The sequence below is a fragment of the Pyxidicoccus trucidator genome (genome assembly GCF_010894435.1).
Lineage (GTDB): Bacteria > Myxococcota > Myxococcia > Myxococcales > Myxococcaceae > Myxococcus > Myxococcus trucidator.
Window position 1 is genome coordinate 164,179 of record NZ_JAAIXZ010000019.1, and the last position, 17,435, is coordinate 181,613.

12 protein-coding genes are annotated in these 17,435 nt (G+C 70.0%); 7 read left to right on the plus strand and 5 right to left on the minus strand.

From position 1 onward, the window contains the following. Positions 1-191: 191 nt before the first annotated feature. Both G4D85_RS38715 and G4D85_RS38720 read left to right on the plus strand, forming a co-directional pair. Positions 192-689, plus strand: coding sequence for a hypothetical protein (locus G4D85_RS38715; RefSeq protein WP_164019176.1), 498 nt, complete (start codon positions 192-194; stop codon positions 687-689). 188 nt (positions 690-877) lie between these two features. Beyond that, on the plus strand, positions 878-1,387 hold the full coding sequence (locus tag G4D85_RS38720; protein WP_164019177.1) for a hypothetical protein: 510 nt from the start codon (positions 878-880) through the stop codon (positions 1,385-1,387). Here G4D85_RS38720 and G4D85_RS38725 read toward each other — a convergent pair. Then, the gene (locus G4D85_RS38725; protein WP_164019179.1) at positions 1,374-5,228 is read right to left on the minus strand and encodes a serine/threonine-protein kinase; all 3,855 of its coding nucleotides are present in this window, start codon (positions 5,226-5,228) and stop codon (positions 1,374-1,376) included. The genes G4D85_RS38720 and G4D85_RS38725 overlap by 14 nt on opposite strands. Before the next feature lie 113 nt (positions 5,229-5,341). Here G4D85_RS38725 and G4D85_RS38730 point away from each other — a divergent pair, with 113 nt between their 5' ends. Together G4D85_RS38730 and G4D85_RS38735 are read left to right on the plus strand one after the other, a co-directional pair. Further along, positions 5,342-5,803: a hypothetical protein gene (locus G4D85_RS38730; protein ID WP_164019181.1), complete on the plus strand. Its 462-nt coding sequence runs from the start codon at positions 5,342-5,344 to the stop codon at positions 5,801-5,803. Next, positions 5,800-6,189 (plus strand): DUSAM domain-containing protein, encoded by a 390-nt coding sequence (locus tag G4D85_RS38735; RefSeq protein WP_164019183.1) that lies wholly within the window; start codon positions 5,800-5,802, stop codon positions 6,187-6,189. The genes G4D85_RS38730 and G4D85_RS38735 overlap by 4 nt, the downstream gene beginning before the upstream one ends. Positions 6,190-6,229: 40 nt before the next feature. Here G4D85_RS38735 and G4D85_RS38740 read toward each other — a convergent pair whose 3' ends face one another. Continuing rightward, positions 6,230-7,183, minus strand: a complete 954-nt coding sequence (locus tag G4D85_RS38740; RefSeq protein WP_164019185.1) for a DUF1152 domain-containing protein — start codon at positions 7,181-7,183, stop codon at positions 6,230-6,232. Positions 7,184-7,239: 56 nt separating this feature from the next. Here G4D85_RS38740 and G4D85_RS38745 point away from each other — a divergent pair, with 56 nt between their 5' ends. The 3 genes from G4D85_RS38745 (at position 7,240) to G4D85_RS38755 (ending at position 14,771) form a co-directional block, all read left to right on the plus strand. Beyond that, positions 7,240-8,199, plus strand: a complete 960-nt coding sequence (locus G4D85_RS38745; protein ID WP_164019187.1) for a Rossmann-fold NAD(P)-binding domain-containing protein — start codon at positions 7,240-7,242, stop codon at positions 8,197-8,199. A gap of 295 nt (positions 8,200-8,494) precedes the next feature. Beyond that, positions 8,495-11,344 carry an Ig-like domain-containing protein gene (locus tag G4D85_RS38750; protein ID WP_164019188.1) on the plus strand — a complete coding sequence of 950 codons (2,850 nt, stop codon included), beginning with the start codon at positions 8,495-8,497 and terminating at the stop codon, positions 11,342-11,344. A gap of 574 nt (positions 11,345-11,918) precedes the next feature. Continuing rightward, entirely contained in the window at positions 11,919-14,771 is a 2,853-nt protein-coding gene (locus G4D85_RS38755) for an Ig-like domain-containing protein (protein WP_164019190.1), read from the plus strand. Positions 14,772-14,783: 12 nt separating this feature from the next. Here G4D85_RS38755 and G4D85_RS38760 read toward each other — a convergent pair whose 3' ends face one another. From G4D85_RS38760 to G4D85_RS38770, 3 genes are all read right to left on the minus strand, one after another. After that, positions 14,784-15,410: an imm11 family protein gene (locus tag G4D85_RS38760; protein WP_338052934.1), complete on the minus strand. Its 627-nt coding sequence runs from the start codon at positions 15,408-15,410 to the stop codon at positions 14,784-14,786. Continuing rightward, complete coding sequence (locus tag G4D85_RS38765) at positions 15,368-16,672, minus strand: AHH domain-containing protein (RefSeq protein WP_164019194.1); 1,305 nt, start codon at positions 16,670-16,672, stop codon at positions 15,368-15,370. The genes G4D85_RS38760 and G4D85_RS38765 overlap by 43 nt, the downstream gene beginning before the upstream one ends. Before the next feature lie 281 nt (positions 16,673-16,953). Next, positions 16,954-17,433, minus strand: coding sequence for a cupin domain-containing protein (locus G4D85_RS38770; RefSeq protein ID WP_164019196.1), 480 nt, complete (start codon positions 17,431-17,433; stop codon positions 16,954-16,956). Positions 17,434-17,435: the final 2 nt, after the last annotated feature.

The window sequence follows — 17,435 nt, forward strand, 5'->3', positions numbered from 1 at the left end:
CAACGCACCAACCGGTTCGTAGGGGGCGAGCGCAGTGCCCTGGCACATCGCGGAGCAGCGGAAGGCACCTCACGCGCCGGTGACAAGCATCTCCCGATGACACCCGAACCGCCGGCCTCAGCGGCTTTCGAGCATGCTCCACGTGACGCCTGTACGCTGGCGCGCCGGGGCGAACCCGGAGGGAGTGAAACATGCGCAAGCGATACATCGTCATGGCGGTGGTGGCAGGGGTCTGGGGAAGCGGCTGCGCGACCCGCTCCAAGGGAGCGGAGCCCGGCGAGCCCGGCACCGTCACCATGAAGGCCGAGCAGAACGTGGGGACGCCCCGCGTGGTCTGCGTCGACAAGAAAATCGCCGTGGACCCGCACGGCGACGGCAAGCGGTTCCTGCCTCCACCCCCATGGATACTCTGCGAGGACAACAAGCTGACCGTGGTCAACAAGCTGGCGGCCTCGGTGTGCCTCACCCTCCTCGACTCCGACGGCAAGAACTTCGTGCCGCCGCAGAGCCTCTCGCCGGGAGAGAAGTGGGACAACTCCTCGCTGCCTCGTGACGACTACTCGCTCGGCGTCTGCCTGCAGAAGGGTGGCGACTGCTTGAGCGGCTGCAACGACATGACGGGCAGCGAGGAGACACCCGGCGTCAGCGACACCATCAAGGGCAACCTGAGCGTGGTCACCTCCGGGTAGCGTGCGCCACGACTTCCCGTGCGTGGGTGGAACGGCGACGTGTCGCCGTCTCGCCCTCCGACGTGTCGGTGCGACGGTCCGCGGGAGCTTCACCCCGGAGGACGGGACGTTCCACCGTCCTCCGGCCCGGTGGCATGCCACGTGCTCACCTGGCGGGCCTCACGATGTTCAACCTGGAGGGTATGCCCATGAAGAAGGCGCTGTATGTCCTGGCGGTCGTGGTCTCGGCGGGTGGTGGTGCGTGTGCCGCACGGACGGACGAATCCCGAGCGCCCCAGGCACTCACGCACGCGCCCCCCACCACGACCACCGACGACACCGAAGGCGGGTCGTGCGAGCAGGGGCTGAGCATCACCGTCAACGCGGGCGACGCCGGCAGCCATAAGTACTTCTCCGGTGGACGCTCGTGGACGGTGCGCCAGACGCAGAGTGTGACGTTCGTCAACCAGACGGACAGCTCGCTCTGCATCGACATCCTGGACTCCCAGGGCAAGAACCTGGGTCCCAACCAGCCGCTGTCCGCCTCGGGCGGGAGCTGGAACGACGCGTGCGCGCTGGCGGGAGGAACCACCTACACAGTCACCGCCTGCTTCAGGGACGACTGCTCGAAGCTCTGCCAGCAGAAGGATGGGACGCAGGACGACCCGGGCGTCACCGACACCATCAAGGGCAACCTCAGCGTGATTACCTCGGGCTGAAGCGTTCCAGGCGGTGCTGCTCGCGCTCCAGGGCCCGCCTCCCCGCGTCATTGCCCGCGAGCATGCGCGTCAGTTCCTCCCGGGCCCGGAGCCATTGCTCCTGGCGCCGGGGCTCGGGCGGGCCGGGCAGGCTCACCCGCTCCTGGAGCAGGGCGCCGCGCACGGCCAGCGCCTCCGCCCACGAAGGCCGGGCCGCCACCGCGGCGTCGGCCGCTGTCAGGCCCCGCTCCAGCACGGGCGTGGCGTCCAGTCCGGAGCGCCCGCGCCAGCCGGCCCAGGTGAGGCAGAACCGGGCGAAGGCGGCCTGGGTCTCCGGACGGGCGGGTTCCAGGTCCAGGGCCTTCTGGAACGACGTGGCCGCGGCGTCGAAGTCCGCATCGCGGCCCTGCCCCCTGCCTGCCCGCCAGCGCGCCTCCACGGCCTGCGTCTCTCCCAGCAGCAGCCACGCCTGGGCGAGCGCGGGGTTGAGCGCGAGCGCGCGGCGCAGTGCCTCCGTGGACCGCTTGAGCAGGAGCGCCGGGTCGCTCCCCCGCCGCGCCGCAGCCGTGGCCTGCTTCAGTGCGCGCCCAGGCTCGTTCTCCCGCCGCAGCGCCTCCGCGGCTTCCACGCGGTGCACCGCGCCCAGCCACATCCACGGCTGGGGCACGTCTGGCAGCAGCGTCACGGCCCGCTGGAGCGCAGCCTGAGCCGCGTGCACGCTCGGCAGTGGAGACGCGGGGCCTTCGAGCAGGATTTCCGCGTGCCACGCATGCACCTCGCCGGCGTTGTTGTGGGCGAAGCCCTGCGAGGGGGCCACGGCGATGGCGGCGGCGAAGGCGTCCTGCGCCTGGCGCAGCAGTGGGGCCGGGTCCTCGCCGCGGTCCCAGGACTCCTTCGCCTGCTCGAAGAGGATGGTGCCCACGCCGTTGTGCAGGGGCGGCAGCTTCGGGTTGATGGAGACGCCCCGCTGGTACGCCGCGAGCGCACGGGCCCACTCCGGCCCCGAGTCCCCGCCCGAGTTCCGCAGCCGTCTCGCGCGCGCCTCGTACACCGCGCCCGCGTAGAACCAGGAAGCGACGAGGCTCGGGTTGAGGGTGCACGCACGCTCCATGGCGTCCGCAGCGCGGGTGAGGTCTCCGTCCGCATCCGGCGCGCGAGGGTGCGAGGCGCGCGACTCGTACGCCTGTCCCAGGTTGGTCCAGGCCTCGGCGCGGCGCGAGTCCAGGCCGACGGCGGTGTGGAAGGCGTCGACGCTCCGGTTCCGGTACGGCAGGGCGTCGCGGCCCGCGCCGTCCTCGTGGTCCGCCCACACCTTGAAGACGAGGCCGAGGTTGATGTGGAAGTCGAAGTCGCGTCCTTCAGCGGGGATGCGGTCGAAGGTGGAGGCGGCCTCGCGAAGCAGTTCGCTCACATCCTGGCCCTGCTCCTGGCGGTGGTTGGCGCGCTGCCACGAGGCCAACGCCAGCTCCGTCAGGGCCTTGGGCTCCGAGGGCGCGAGTGACACGGCCTCCCGCGCCGACGCCAGCGCCTGGTCCAGTAGAGGCTCCACCTCGCCGCCCTGCCGGGAGCGCTGCTCCGCGAGACGGCGGTGGAGCGCGGCCGCGAGCACATGCGCCACGGTGTCATCGCGAGCCGCGATGAGCGCCCGCCCCGCCGCTTCCACGCCGCGCGTGTACGGAGGCAGCACGTCGCCCTGGCCGTACACCTCCACCACGAGCGACTCGTACTCGAGCAGCGTGAGCGCCCGGTGCACGGCGGGCACGCTGCGCCCGATGTCCGCGGCGGCGGCGTAGGCACGGCGGCCCGAGTCGAAGTCGGCGCGAGCGCCCTCGCGGTCTCCGGTGTTCCAGCGCCGCAAGGCCCGCGCGAGGTGGATGTCTCCGCGCAGCAGCGGTGCCTCGTGGAACCAGGGCAGCCGGGTGCCGAGCGCATCCAGCTTCGCGAGCGCTTCGTCGCCGCGTTCCTCGTAGAAGGCGAGCAGCGCGGCCACATACTCGGGAGCGGGCACCTCGGCGCCTTCGCTGCGTCGCAGGAAGTCCAGCGCGGGGTCGCGGTAGCGGGCTTCGGCCTCGCGCAACCGGGCCTCACGCAGTGGGGTATCCCGCAGCCGCTCCGCGTCCAGGCGCTGTGCCTGGTAGAGGTGGCCCAGCACGAGCGCCAGTGCATACGCGACGCGAGGCTCCTGGTAGCCCTGCCTCCACGCGGCCTCCAGGTGCTCACGGGCGCGAGCCTCGTCACCGAGCGCGAGGAAGCCGCGTCCCAGTGCGTAGTGCCCCGGTCCCTCGGCCAGGGGGCCGGCATCGCGCATGGAGGACTCGAGGTCGCGCATCCGCGAGCGCAGGGCCTCGCGGTCCGCGCGGGTGTCGTGGAGGGGCGCGGTGCCGGAGTACCGGGCCTGGGCCTCGATGCGCTCCACGCCTTCGGTGAAGCGGCGGGCCAGCGTCTCGCGCTGGGTGGCTTCGCGACGGGCGAGGACGGCCTGTCCGAGCGCGAGCGACACGGCGAGCAGCGCGACGGAAGCCGCGACCACGGGGCGCCGGTGCTTGCGCAGCCACTTGCGAGCCCGGTAGCCGGGGCCGGTGCGAGCGAGCACCGGCTCGCCATCGAGGAAGCGTCCCAGGTCCTCTGCCAGCTCGCGCGCCGAGCCGTAGCGGGAGGAGCGGTCCTTCTCCAGACACTTGAGGGTGATGGCCTCCAGGTCGACGGGGATGTCCCTGTCCACCGAGCGCGGAGGACGAGGCTCGGCGGTGGCGATGTTGCTGAGCACCTCCAATCCGTTGTCACCGGGGATGGGGGATTGTCCGGTGAGCAGGGCATAGAGGGTGGCGCCGAGGCTGTAGACATCCGCGCGCCGGTCCAGGCGGGCCACTTCGCCCCGGGCCTGCTCGGGGGACATGTAGTGCGGCGTGCCGAGCACGGTGCCGGTGGCGGTGGCGCCCTCCTTCCAGTCGCGGGCGAGGCCGAAGTCCATGACGTAGGGGCGGAGGCCGCCGTCAGGGGTGCGCTCGACGAGGACGTTGGAGGGCTTGATGTCGCGGTGGACGAGCCCCGCGCGGTGGGCGGCATGAACGCCCTCGGAGGCCTCGCGGAGGAGCATGGCCTTCTGCTCGACGGTGAGCGTGTCGACGAGGGCATTGAGGGGCTGTCCGTCCACGTACTGCATGGCGATGTAGACGCGGTTCTGGACCTCGCCGACCTCGTACACGCGGCACACGCGCTCATGGTCGACGCGAGCCTGGGCGCGGGCCTCGGAGACGAAGCGGCGAGCCAATTCGGCGTCATCGTCACGGACGAACTTGAGCGCCACATGGCGGCGAAGGCGAGGGTCCCACGCGAGGAACACGCGCCCCATGCCGCCCTGCCCGAGAAAGCGCACGGGCTGGTAGCGGTCCCAGCCGGGAAGTGGGAACGCGGGCTCGTCGGGACGCGGGGCGACGGCGGACACCGCCTCGGGCCCACGGCCGGTGGGCGCGGGTTGCGGAGGCGCGGCGGGGATGCCCGGATGCTGCGTGTCCTCCGAGCGAGGAGCCTCTGGAGCCTCAAGACCCGGGACCGGAGGAGCCGCGAGCGTGTCCGCAGAGCGGAGCTGCGCATTGCCTCCTACCGGATGCCCGGAGCGAGCAGCCGCAGGCAGCGCAAGCGTGTCCGCCGCTACGGGCGCCGCCACTTCACGCGAGTCGGCCCCTGCGTCACGGCGCAGCGAGAGGAGTGACGCCTCGGAGATTCGGCCCTGCGCTCGCAGCACCTCCAGCGGGCCGAGTCCCAGGCGTGCCGCCTCCGCACGCAGGGAGTCCACCTCGTCACGGGAGAGGAGCCCCTCCGCGAGCGCATGGCGCAGCTCGGCTTCGTATCGCTCGCTCATGGTGGGATGCTCCTCGTCTCCGCGCCAAGCGTACTGGAGCGCCCTCGGCGCGTCGAAGGCCGCAAGCCCGCTGGAACCCTCAGCACCCTGCTAGCCTCGCGTACATGGGAACCATGAAGCAGCTTCTGCTCACCCCAGGTCTCGCGCTGCTATGCGGGCTCCTGGCGTCGGGCTGCTCCTCGGGAACGTACGCGGCAGGTCGAGGCACATCTCTGGGCCAGTCGCTAGCAGTGGACTGCAAACCCGGAGACTCCTCCGTGGTCTGCTGCATCAAGAAGTTCCCAACGACCGCCGCGGCAAGTTGCGGAGCAAGTGCCGGGGAAGTAGCGGGCGTCCTCAACGGCCTGCGGGTCCTCAACGAGGCCGCGACGGCAGCGGATGAGGAGGAGGACACTGACGACTTCGCCAACAACGCCGACCTTCCCGAGTGGAAGCAGCGGTGCATCAGAAACTATGTGAGCTGTCAGGATGAGGGCTGGACCGGGAACTGCTACGACTGCCTTCGCAGCTGCGAAGGGCAGAAGGAATGGCCGCGCGGCAAGTGCCGCGAGCGCGGGATGAAGACACCTCCATGACCGAAGAGACGGATTGGGACGAGGTATGGGCACTCGAGCAACAGGTGATTGTAAGAGGCGTACCGCTGGAAATCGATGAGGGCACCCGCGCGCTCCTGCTGCGGACCGCACGACAGGTGGCGATCAGCCAGGAAGATGCCGAAGTCGCGCTGCGCGCTGTCTCCACCGCGACCACCCTGCTCGGAGAGATTCGCCGACGCATCCGCGAGGGCTCCCATCGAACTTCGGACGCCCTTCACCGGTACTACCGGCTACGAGATGCTGGCGACTTCGAGGGGGCGCGCAAGCAGATGGAGGACATCCTCGCGGTCGAGGTTGTTCCCCTCTACCGCGAGGAAGCCGAAATCGTTCTCGAGAAGCTCGCGAAGCTGGAGCGTGAGCGATAGCCGCTGACCCGCTGCTTCCGCCGTCGCGCAGCAAGCCCCGTCACACCGGGATGTCCTTCCACGGCCGGATGGACTTCTGCGCATTCCGGAAGGACTCGATGCGCTCGGACACCTCCCACATCGCCTGGGTGTCCCGCAGCGTCTCCAGGTACAGGCACCGCCGTGCCAGCACCGTGAGGTCGAACGCCCAATACATGCTCATCAGCGGGTTGATCCACAGCGTGCTGCCCTCGGTGCGCACCGTGCGGTGGACGTTGCCGTACTCCCCTTCAATCGCCGTCACCACCGACAGCGAGACGATGCTCGGCGCGCGCGGCATCCGCTCGCACACGTACGCCACCGCGTCCTTGTACAGCGCCACCTCACGCATCGGCTCCAGCAGCGCGGTGACACCCAGGTAGCCGCCCTGCTTGCTCAGCGCCGCCACCGACTCCAGGAAGTGCGCGTGGCAGACGCCATGGTGGAAGTCCACCCCGAAGCCCAGACACACCACCAGCTTGTCCCGCAGCGGCAGCGACTCCACCGCCGCCAGGCTGCTGATGTCCTCCTCCGGCGTGCCCAGCCCGACTTCGTCCCCGCGCATCAGGATGTCCGTCCCCCCGTCCACCAGCACCACCGTGTCGAAGCCCAGCTTCTCCCGCAGGGCCTCATACGCCGCGCGCAGCGGCACCACACCCACACGCGCGAAGCAGTACACGGGGACCTGCTCCCCCTGGAGCTGGAACCAGCGCGCCAGCAGCCCCTCCGGGAAGTAGTGGGCCGGCCCCTGTGTGTGGCCATCCACCTCCATGAGTCCCGGCGCCAGCGTGCGCCCCTCCACCATCTCCAGCCGCGTGAAGCTCAGGTTCGCCAGCGACACCTTCTTCCCCAGCTCGCGCAGGCGGAAGTACAGCGGCAGCCCGCTGAACACATCGAAGCCTCCGCCCGCACCCGCGATGAGGATGTGCTCCGCGCCCATGAGTCGCTCGAACAGCGGTGAAGTCGACAGGTCCACGGCGAGACTCCCTTCCCGGCGCCAGCCCTCGCGCACGCACGCTATATAGCCGCGCCATGCCAACCCTCATCCTCGGCGCGAAGGACCTGCGCAACCTCTACACCGTCGAGCTCGGCCTCGCCGCCGTCGAGCGCGCCTTCCGGGCCCACGGGCTCGGCGAGGCCCTCATGCCTCCCAAGGTGTACCTCTCCCTCCCCAGGTACGACGGCGACTTCCGCGCCATGCCCGCGTTCCTCGACGGCTCCGCCGGCGTGAAGTGGGTCAACGCCCATCCGCGCAACCCGGAGAAGCACAACCTCCCCACCGTCCGCGCCCTCTACATCCTCAGCGACCCGGACACCGCCTCGCCCCTCGCCATCCTCGACGGCACCCTCCTCACCGCCTGGCGCACCGGCGCGGCCGGCGGCGTCGCGTCGAAGTACCTCGCGAAGAAGGCCCCGCGCACCCTCGGCCTCGTCGGCTGCGGCGTGCAGGCGCGCGTCTTCATCGACGCCCACCGCGCCATCTACGGCGAGTTGGAGCTGCTCCTCGCCGACGCCTCCGACGCCGCGGCCAGGGCCCTCCAGGCCGAGAAGGGCGGCCGCATCGTCAGCGTCCAGGAGGCCTCCGGCGCCGACATCGTCTGCACCTCCACCCCCGTCCGCAGCCCCATCGTGAAGCGCGAGTGGCTCAAGCCCGGCGCCCACATCAACGCCATGGGCGCCGATGCCCCCGGCAAGCAGGAGCTCGACGCGCGCATCCTCACCGACGGCCGCGTCTTCATCGACGACACCGAGCAGGCCACCCACTCCGGCGAGGTCAACGTCCCGCTCCACGACGGCCTCTTCAAGGAGGAGCAGCTTGCCGGCACGCTCGGTGAAGTCGTCGCCGGCAAGAAGCCCGGGCGCACCGGAGATGAAATCACCATCTTCGACTCCACCGGCCTCGCGCTGCAGGACGTTGCCCTGGCCCGGACCCTCTATGACGTCGCCCTCCAGCGCGGCGTCGGCCAGCAGCTCGACATCGTCGGGAGCTGAGCCCACTGGAAGCGGCCCAATCCCTGTCACAGACGCGTCTCTGAATACCGGGGTCATTCAGACCCCCGAGCATCCAGGGAAGTGTCCGAATCTCGGCTACTGGACACTTCCAGCCTAACTAGAGTATTCCGTATTCACGCGCTGACTGAGGGGGAAGTCCGTCCATTTCGCACGCCGGTACCACCCGGCTGGAGGCAGTGACTCCAGCCGCGAGGGCCGTCCTACGTCCTGGAGGCGCCCCGGAGGATTGGCGCGAGGTGTCAATCCCTGACACCCGCCGTCCCTTCGGAGAGTCATGACTTCCAATCCCTCACGGCAGCCCACGCTGCGCCGCCCGAGCCTGCTCGGGCTGGCGGCGCTGGTAGTGGCCGTCTTCGCCCTCCCCGCTTCCGCCCAGACGCAGACCAACACCCAGGCCACGCAGCGCGCCATCAACTACCTGAGCGCGGACGTCGCCACCTGGACCACCGCCAACGGCTGCGTGGCGTGCCACCGCCAGGGCGCGGTGGTGTACGGCATGGCGAACGCCCGGGCCAACGGCTACGACATGGGCGCCGTCGTCGCCAACGGGCGCACCAACCTCCAGAACCTGGAGTTCCTCGCCCAGCGCATCAAGACGGACCAGCTGGCCAACGGCTCGTGGATTCACGAGGGCACGTCGTTCCGCATCGAGAAGACGTCCTTCTCCACCTTCGGCCTGGCCGGGTATGACCAGAACGTCTCCACCCAGTACAGCGCGGGGCTCGTCGCAGCGGCCAACTGGGCGCTGCTCACGCAGGAGGCCAGCGGCCGGTGGCCGTCGGACCATGCCAGCTTCCCCGTGGACCACGGCAGCGTGCCCACCACGGCCCGGCTGATGACGGGCATCGCCCAGGCGAAGCAGCGCGTGGACCCGGCGAGGGCCGCGCAGTACCAGGCCGCGCTGGACCGCGCCTCCGCCTACCTGCGCGCCAACCTCAACAACGGTGACACCTCCGCCACCGGCAACGGCATGCCCTACACCTTCCAGGTGGCGTGGACCATGGTGGGCCTGAAGGCCGCGGGCCCGGGCCCCAACGGGGAGAACACCGCCGCCATGAACACGCTGGCCGACCGCCTCTCCACCCGCAACTCCACCGCCGGCGTGCCGGGCTGGGGCAACCTGCCCAACGAGGCGGCCAACGACTTCGCCACCGGCAGCGCCATCTACGGCCTGTGCCTCGCGGGCCGCGAGCCCGCCACGGACCCGCGCCTGCGCAGCGCGATTGAGTGGCTGAAGACGCGCCAGTCCGCCGACGGCAGCTGGCGCACGGGCTCGGCCACCTTCGACATCCCCACCACCTTCGCGGCGCTCGGCCTGTCCTGCTTCGGCGACTTCAGCGTGACGGTGTCCGTGGTGGGCTCGAACCGCCAGGAGCTGCTCATCGACCACAACGCTCCGCAGCAGGCCACCTTCACCTTCCGCGTGAAGAACCACGGCTACCAGGCGGACACGTACACGCTGAGCACCCAGGGCGGCCTGCCCGGGTGGAGCTCGGTGGTGAGCCAGCCCACGCTGTTCCTCGCCGCGGGTGACGAGGCCACCGTCAGCATCACCGTCACCGCCCCGCCGGGCCTGTTCCCCGCGCTGACCTCCGAGTTCACGCTCATCGCCGCCTCGGGTGGCGCGCCCGGCGTGTCCGGCTCGGCCCGCGTCAACGCGTACACCCCGCCCCTGCCTCCCGTGACGGGCCGTCCCACCGTCACCGCCATCCAGACGCCCGCCACCAACGCCCACATCGTCATCGGCCAGGGCGGCACGCTGTCGGCGCGCGTGACGGACGCGGGCGCTCCCGTCCGCGGCCCCGGCCGCGGCGTCGTCACCTTCTACGTCGCGGGCGTGCCCGTGGGCGCGGACCAGGATGCGGACGGCGACGGCCTCTTCACCACCCAGTGGGTGCCCGCCGTGGACAGCTGGACGGTGACGGGCACGCAGGACTACCGCGCGGTGTACTCCGGCGTGGAGCTGCAGGCGCCGCTGGCCAACCTGCTGGGCAGCACCGACTCGCGCACCCTCATCATCGACCCCTTCCCCCACACCACGCCGCTCGTCACCATCGGCAACCCGCCGGCCTTCACCCGCGAGACGACCCTGGACATCTGGGGCTATGCCACGCCGCGCGCCCCTGGCGCCGTCATCACCTACGCGGCCTTCATCATCAATGGCGGTGCGCCCATCGTCCTCACCCCGGGCAACGGCGGCCTCATCTTCACCACCATCACCCTGACGGAAGGCCCGAACATCATCACGATGACCGCGCGCGACAGCTTCGGTGGCGTCACCACCAAGCAGGTCAACCTCACGGTGGACCGCGTGGCCCCCATCCTCACCATCCAGTCGCCGCTGAACGGCGCGTCCGTCGGCTCGTCGGTGGTGGCGGTGACGTCCTCGGTGCAGGACCAGACGCCGGTGCGCGTGGAGACGCAGTGGGCCAACGTGTCGCTGCTGGAGTTCGGCAACGGCACCGTCACCCACAACGTGCCGCTGAACTACGGCGACCAGGGCGTCATGGTCCGCGCCACGGACAGCGCGGGCAACGTCACCGAGAGGTTCATCATCATCTGGGTGGACCCCGGCACGCCGGTGGTCAGCACCAACTTCGCGGACAACCAGCTCTACGGCCCCCTGCCGAACAGCACGTTCAGCTACGCCATCAACGTGCAGACCATCTCCGCCACCACGGTGCGCGTCAACGGCGGGCCGGTGTTCAACCTGGCTCGGGGCGGCGGTCAAATCCAGACGACGGCCGAGCTGCTCCCGGGCGTCAACACGCTCAACATCTCCGTGACGAGCGAGACGGGCGTCACCACCAACCTCACCCGCCGGGTGAACTACGACGTGCAGGCGCCCACCGCCACGCTGCTCAGCCCGGCTCCGGGCAGCACGACGAGCGGCATCATCACCCTGCGCGCCCGCGTCACCGACAACTTCGGGCCGGTGACGAACGTGGGCTTCAGCAGAGACCGCTCGGGCATCCGCGCCGGCACGCTGCAGCCGGATGGCACGTGGACCGCGGAGCTCGACACGCGCGAGCTGATTGACGGCCTGCACACCATCGACCTCTGGATGAACGACGGCGTCGGCAACTTCACCATCCAGAGCTTCAACTTCACCGTCGACAACTAAGCCGGTGAAGAAGGCACCACCCGCCGAGCGCGGGTGACGACGGGACGCCGCGGACCTCGCGGCGTCCCGTTCGCTTTTCAGGAGGACCTGGAAGAAGCGCGTAGGCCACGCAGACCCACCGCACGTGGAGTGAAGGCGGCACGCAATCACGAACCTCGCGCGCGGTGGGTCCGAATGCACCGCACCCACTGGCATTGAATGCGGGAGAAGAAGGAAAAGCCTTGCAGCACCGGAGGCCCTCACCTCCCGGCATGTCTGTTTCAAACCCCAGGGGAAACACAGACATCCCGGTGTGAAACACGCGCTTTCCCGTGAGACAGCGGGCAATGACTCTCCGCGTCTCACCGAGCGGGCCCGGGGGTCGGGAAGGCCCGTGTCCCGTCGAGAATGCCTCGGGGTGGACCTGGACCCTCGACGCTCGCCTGAGCGGCAGGTGCACATTCCAGCAAGCGTGCTCATTTCTTCGCGGCGCTTTGCTTGTGTCTCTACCCACGGCTGTATCCTCTCATTCCAGGCCAGCGGCCCATGAGCGCCGGGGGGTGCACATGGAACGAATGAGGCCCCCCGTGCCCCCATGCCCACAAGCGTCCTGACTCTGTCCTTGCGTTGCCTCCTGCCCGCGCGGAGCTGGGCGCTGCTCGTGCTCGCCCTGCTGCTCGCGTCACCGGCGCAGGCAGCCAGCAACGCCGAGGCCGCGCAGCGAGGCATCAACTTCCTCAGCGCGGACGCCGCGAACTGGACGACGCACTTCGGCTGCACGTCGTGCCACCGCCACGGCGCGACGCTGTTCGGCCTCGCGACGGCGCGCGCCACCGGCTACGACCTGGATGCGCTGACGCGCAACGGCCGCACCAACCGGCAGAACCTGGAGTTCATCGCCGAGCGCCTGCAGTCCGAGCAACGCGCGAACGGCTCGTGGATTCACCAGGGCAACTGGTACCCCATGGCGAAGTCGAGCTACTCGGCCTTCGGGCTCGCGGGCTACGACGCGCACGTGGGCACGAAGTACTCGGACGCGCTGGTGCTCGCGGCGGACTGGGCGTTGAGCGTGCAGGACTCCGCCGGCCGGTGGAAGGAGGACTTCCCCTTCTATCCGGTGGGCTACGGCAACGTGGGCGCCACCGCGCGGATGATGACGGCCATCGCCCAGGCGAAGCAGCGCGTGGACCCGGCGAAGGCCGCGCAATACCAGGCCGCGCTGGACACGGCCGCCGCGTACGTGCGCGCGCACATGGATGACCTGACGGACGGGCCGCAGACGGACGGCCAGCGCTACACGCACCAGATGGCGTGGGCCATCGTCGGGCTGAAGGCCGCGGGCCCGGGCCCCAGCGGACAGAACACCACCGCCATGGGCACGATGGCCACGCGGCTGCTGGCCACGCGCGCGCTGGCGGACGCGCCGGGCTGGGGCGGGCTCGCGGGCCAGGCTCCGGACGAGTACGCCACCAGCATCTCCCTGTACGCGCTGTGCGTCGCGGGTCGGAAGCCCGGGGCGGGCGGGCGCATGGCGGGGGCACTCGACTGGCTCAAGTCACAGCAGTTGCCCAACGGGAGCTGGGGCGCGGGCACGCGCTACCCGGACATCCCCACCACCTTCGCGGCGCTGGGACTGGCGTGCTTCGGCGACTACAGCGTCGGCGTCACCGTGGGTGGGCCCTCGCGCAGGCCCATCGAGCACGACCTGCCGAGCGTGCAGACCGCCACGTACACCGTCACCGTGCGCAACCACGGGTACATGGCGGATGAGTACACGCTGAGCACGCAGGGAGGACTCCCTGGGTGGACGACCTCGCTGAGCCGGACGACGCTGGAATTAGGGCCGGACAGCTCCACCACCGTCACGCTCACCGTCACCGCGCCCGCGGGGCTGCCGGCCTCGCTGTCGTCGGACGTCATGGTGGTGGCGACCTCGGTGGGGGCGGGCGGAGTGAAGGGCTCGGTGCGCGTCACCACGTACACCAACCCGCCGCCGCCCACGGAGGGCGTGCCCACCACGACGACGCTGCTGTCGCCCGACGACGGCCAGCTCACGGTGGCGATGAACAACACGCTGTCCGCGCGCGTGGTGGATGACCGGGGCTGGGAGGCGCGAGGCCCCGGCATGGGCGTGGTGACCTTCGTCGTGGCGGGCGTCACGGTGGGCGCGGACAACGACGCGGATGGGGACGGCGTCTACTCCATGGTGTGGAGGCCGCGCACGTCGACGTGGGACGAGCTGGGGATGCAGGACCTGCGCGCGGTGTACTCGGGGGTGACGTTGCAGCCCGAGCGGGAGAACCGGCTGGGCAGCACGGCGTCGCAGACGGTGGAGGTGTTCCCTTCGCCGTACCCGAACCCGTCGGTGACGATGTGCGGGCTGCCGGGCTTCACCGAGGAGCCGACGCTGGAGGTCTGCGGCTACGTCACTCCGGTGGCGCTGGGCGCGAGCATCGAGTCCGCGGCCTTCATCATCCACGGGCAGACGTACCCCGTGGTGCCGGACGAGAACGGCGGCCTGGTGACGACCGAGCTTCCTCTGATGGACGGGCCCAACGTGGTGCGGCTGGTGGCCACGGACACGTTCGGTGGCATCTCCACCGACGAGGCGACGGTGATGGTGGACAGCACCGCGCCGGAAGTCACCGTGGTGTCCCCCGCCGACGGCACGGGGCTGACGGTCTACAGCGTGGACGTGCAAGTCGTGGTGCGCGACTGGTCTCCGGTGCGCGTGGAGACGAACTGGGTGCACGTGTCCGAGGTGCCCGCGGGCGGCGGCACCGTCACGCACACGGTGTGGCTGAACTCCGGGGAGAACGTCATCCTGATACGGGCGACGGACTCGGTGGGCCACTCGACGGAGAAGCTGGTGAACGTGTGGGTGGACGCGCAGGCGCCCTGGGTGGGGACGGGCCTGCCGGACGGGTGGCTCGTGGGGCCGCAGCCGGGGGATGCGATGTCATATGGCATTGGCGTGTACTCGGAGTCCGCGACGCAGGTGGTGCTGTCGACGGGCGGGACGTACGCGCTGCCGCGCGGCGGTGGCGGCGTGGACGCGACGCTGCACCTGGTGCCCGGAGACAACACGTTCACGATTGACGTGACGAGCGAGACGGGACTGAGCACCTCGCTGACGCGCACGGTGCGCTACGACAACGCGGCGCCGGAGGCGGAGCTGGTGGTGCCGGTGCCGGGCGGGACGTACAGCGGGGTGATTCAGCTCACGGCGCGGGTGACGGACACGCTGAGCGGAGTGCGGGGCGTGGCGTACACCCGGGATGGCTCGGGCATCCGGGGTGCGACGCAGCAGCCGGATGGCACGTGGACCGCGGAGCTCGACACGCGCGAGCTGGTGGATGGGGAGCACACGGTGGAGGTGTGGATGGACGATTGGGCCGGGAACTTCGTCATCCAGACGTTCCACTTCTCCACGCTGAACCGGCCGTAGCGACGGGGTGGGTTACACCTCTTCGAACTTCGTGCCGGTGATGCCCACCGCTTCCATCGCGTCCTTGAGGTCCTCGGAGACGATGAGCGCCACGCTCCAGCCCCACGGGCGGAAGATCTGGGCGTCGCCTGGTTTCGTCGCGTCGATGCGCATGCCAACGACGGACCGGTACTGGCCTTCTTTATCGGGGCGCTCGTCCTCGGGTTTCCAGTACTGCACCTCCTCGCAACGGGCGTCATCGATGCAGCGGAGGGTTCGAAGCGTGTTGAGGATGAAGTAGGGCCCTTCGTGTCCCTCGACCTGAACGGGGATGAACTGGACGTCCTGGATGCGCTGGTGCTCGAAGAGTTCGACGACGCGCGCGTGGACCACGGGGATGGCGAAGGAGTCCAGGGTGAAATCGAGTACCTGTCCCGTGGGATTCACGGGATACAGAATCAGGCCCTGCGGTTCGAGCCGCCTGCTCTCGAAGAATTGCCAGGGGTTTACAGTCCGTCCTTGCTCATCTCTGGGTGCTCTCAAATGCCAGCGCCGCCGGATGCGCATGTTGTCCGTCAGCCTGAAGTAATGATTCATGGGCACCTCTCTCTGCTTCATCACTTCGCAACGAGCCGATGGAGCACAGACCCATGGGTGCATACCTCGCTCGCGAGCTTCTTCAACTCCCGTGACAAGAGACTGCGACACTCTTCGCGAGTGCTGCACGCGCCAAGCGCACCTTGCAGCCGATCAAATATTATCTCGTGGTATTTCTCTGGATGCGGTCCCTGGTGGGCCTTCAAATAGACAAGGTTCGCCGGGTCCTCCAAGCTCATTCCGGCCCTCGCGAAGAAGTCCTCGAAGCGGGGCGTCCAGGGTCCGCCTCGTAAGTCGGAAGTCGTGTTCTTGTTCGTGGCGAGGTGGTGCCACTGATGGTCGTCCTTCTTCACGGCGCCATCGGTGCACGCACTCCCTGCTCCGCCTGACGCGGAGCTGGCCGCCGTGCCCACCGCCACGCCGCTGACCACCAGCGAGCCATCCGCCACCATCTGCACCGTCGTCGCGCTCTGCCACGTCAGCCCTCCAGGCATCGCGTACCGCGACGGCGTCAGCAGAGACCAGAGTCCGCCCTCGGGCACCCTGGGCAGCGTCTTGCCCACGCCGAAGCTGGCCACCAGCACCACGGCTCGCAGCGCGGTGCCTCCCATCGCTCGTCCGAAGCGCTCCGCCACCGCCTCCAGTTCCTCGACCGTCCTCGCCGCCTCCGCGTCCTGGTAGAGCCGGTAGCAGGCCAGCCCCAGGTTGCGCAGCTCCAGCAGCCCCACCGCTATCGCCAGCCTCACCGTCAGCGCCGCGGCGAAGGCCTTGGAGAACACCGGCTCGGGCAACGCCCAGGCCGCCAGGTACACCACCACCGACAGCGTCACGCTGGCCAGGAAGGCTGGCGAGCGGAACAACTCCTCCGCCGCATCCCGAATCCCGGGGCCCATGTAGCGCGGTGACCTCTGGAGCGCGAGGAAGAGCCGGCTGTGCTCCAGCGAGGCAGGCAGTGGTAACGAAGAAGGCCCATACCGGGCGAGGAACTCTCGTCGCAGCTGGACCTCCCAGTCGGCCGGTGCGCTCGAGGCGCCTGCCATCGCCCGCTGGAACCGGGGTGGAGGCAGGTGGCGGAAGGCTTGATGGAAGCCGGCGAGCACCGCGCGCGCCTCCTCCGGGCTCAGCGACTCCCAGGCGGGCACGGACTCCAGCGGCGTGAAGGAGAGCCGCACTCGCTCTCCCGAAAGCCGTGTCGTCCGCACGACCTCGGGCCGGCCCCGAGAGCCTCCTTCACCCGAGTGCCCGTCCGGCGACGTGGCACACGAGACGGTCACCACGGAGCAGCAGACCAGGGCCACGCGCAGCAGCAGGGAAGCGGTCCTCATACGCGGGCAGCTTGCACGACACCCTGCTCACGCGCACCTCCACCGCAGTCCTCCGCGAAGCAGGCACAGCATGATTCGGGCTCCGCCACCTGCCCGCACCGCGGAGAGAGAGCCCGACAGCCGACGCGGGCCTCAGACGCGAAGCAGGCACAGCATGATTCGGGCCCCGCTACCTGCCCACACCGCGAAGAGCAGCCCGCTACGCGAGGAATGCAGCAGGTGCCACCGTCGACGGCTGCGCATGCCGTCCGCCAGGTCCCGGTACCACCCAGGCCCCGTCCCTACGCAGCGCCCTTCGCAAGCCGCCGCATCAGCTCCGCCTGCTCCGGGTACAGCGCCACCAGGGACTCAGCGGACGGCATCTCCCAGTCCGCGAAGTCGAAGCCCGGGGCCACGGTGCAGCCCACCAGCGCGTACTCCCCCCGAGGCACCGCCGCCTGCAGCACGCCCGCGTGCACCACCACCTGCGGCCGTTCGCCCCGCGTCACGTCCCGCCCGAGCACCACCCGCTCCACCTGTCCGCCCGCACCCACGAGGAGCAGCTCCAGCGGGTGCCCGTCGTAGAAGTGCCACACCTCATCCGAGGTCACCCGGTGCCACGCCGCGAACGAGCCTCGCGGCAGCAGGTAGTAGATGGCCGTGCCCGCCGAGCGCACGCCTCGCGGCGTCTTCACCGCCAGCGCCGCGCGGTACGTCTCCTTGTAGAAGCCACCCTCGGGATGGGGCACCAGCCCCAGCCTGCGCACGAGCTCATCGACCATGG

What these genes read in the sequence shown, in the direction of transcription:
- G4D85_RS38715 (WP_164019176.1), top strand. Translation starts at nt 192, where the DNA reads ATGCGCAAGCGATACATCGTCATGGCGGTGGTGGCAGGGGTCTGGGGA.
- G4D85_RS38720 (WP_164019177.1), top strand. Translation starts at nt 878, where the DNA reads ATGAAGAAGGCGCTGTATGTCCTGGCGGTCGTGGTCTCGGCGGGTGGT.
- G4D85_RS38725 (WP_164019179.1), bottom strand. Translation starts at nt 5,228, where the DNA reads ATGAGCGAGCGATACGAAGCCGAGCTGCGCCATGCGCTCGCGGAGGGG.
- G4D85_RS38730 (WP_164019181.1), top strand. Translation starts at nt 5,342, where the DNA reads ATGAAGCAGCTTCTGCTCACCCCAGGTCTCGCGCTGCTATGCGGGCTC.
- G4D85_RS38735 (WP_164019183.1), top strand. Translation starts at nt 5,800, where the DNA reads ATGACCGAAGAGACGGATTGGGACGAGGTATGGGCACTCGAGCAACAG.
- G4D85_RS38745 (WP_164019187.1), top strand. Translation starts at nt 7,240, where the DNA reads ATGCCAACCCTCATCCTCGGCGCGAAGGACCTGCGCAACCTCTACACC.
- G4D85_RS38750 (WP_164019188.1), top strand. Translation starts at nt 8,495, where the DNA reads ATGACTTCCAATCCCTCACGGCAGCCCACGCTGCGCCGCCCGAGCCTG.
- G4D85_RS38755 (WP_164019190.1), top strand. Translation starts at nt 11,919, where the DNA reads ATGCCCACAAGCGTCCTGACTCTGTCCTTGCGTTGCCTCCTGCCCGCG.
- G4D85_RS38760 (WP_338052934.1), bottom strand. Translation starts at nt 15,410, where the DNA reads ATGCACCCATGGGTCTGTGCTCCATCGGCTCGTTGCGAAGTGATGAAG.
- G4D85_RS38765 (WP_164019194.1), bottom strand. Translation starts at nt 16,672, where the DNA reads ATGAGGACCGCTTCCCTGCTGCTGCGCGTGGCCCTGGTCTGCTGCTCC.
- G4D85_RS38770 (WP_164019196.1), bottom strand. Translation starts at nt 17,433, where the DNA reads ATGGTCGATGAGCTCGTGCGCAGGCTGGGGCTGGTGCCCCATCCCGAG.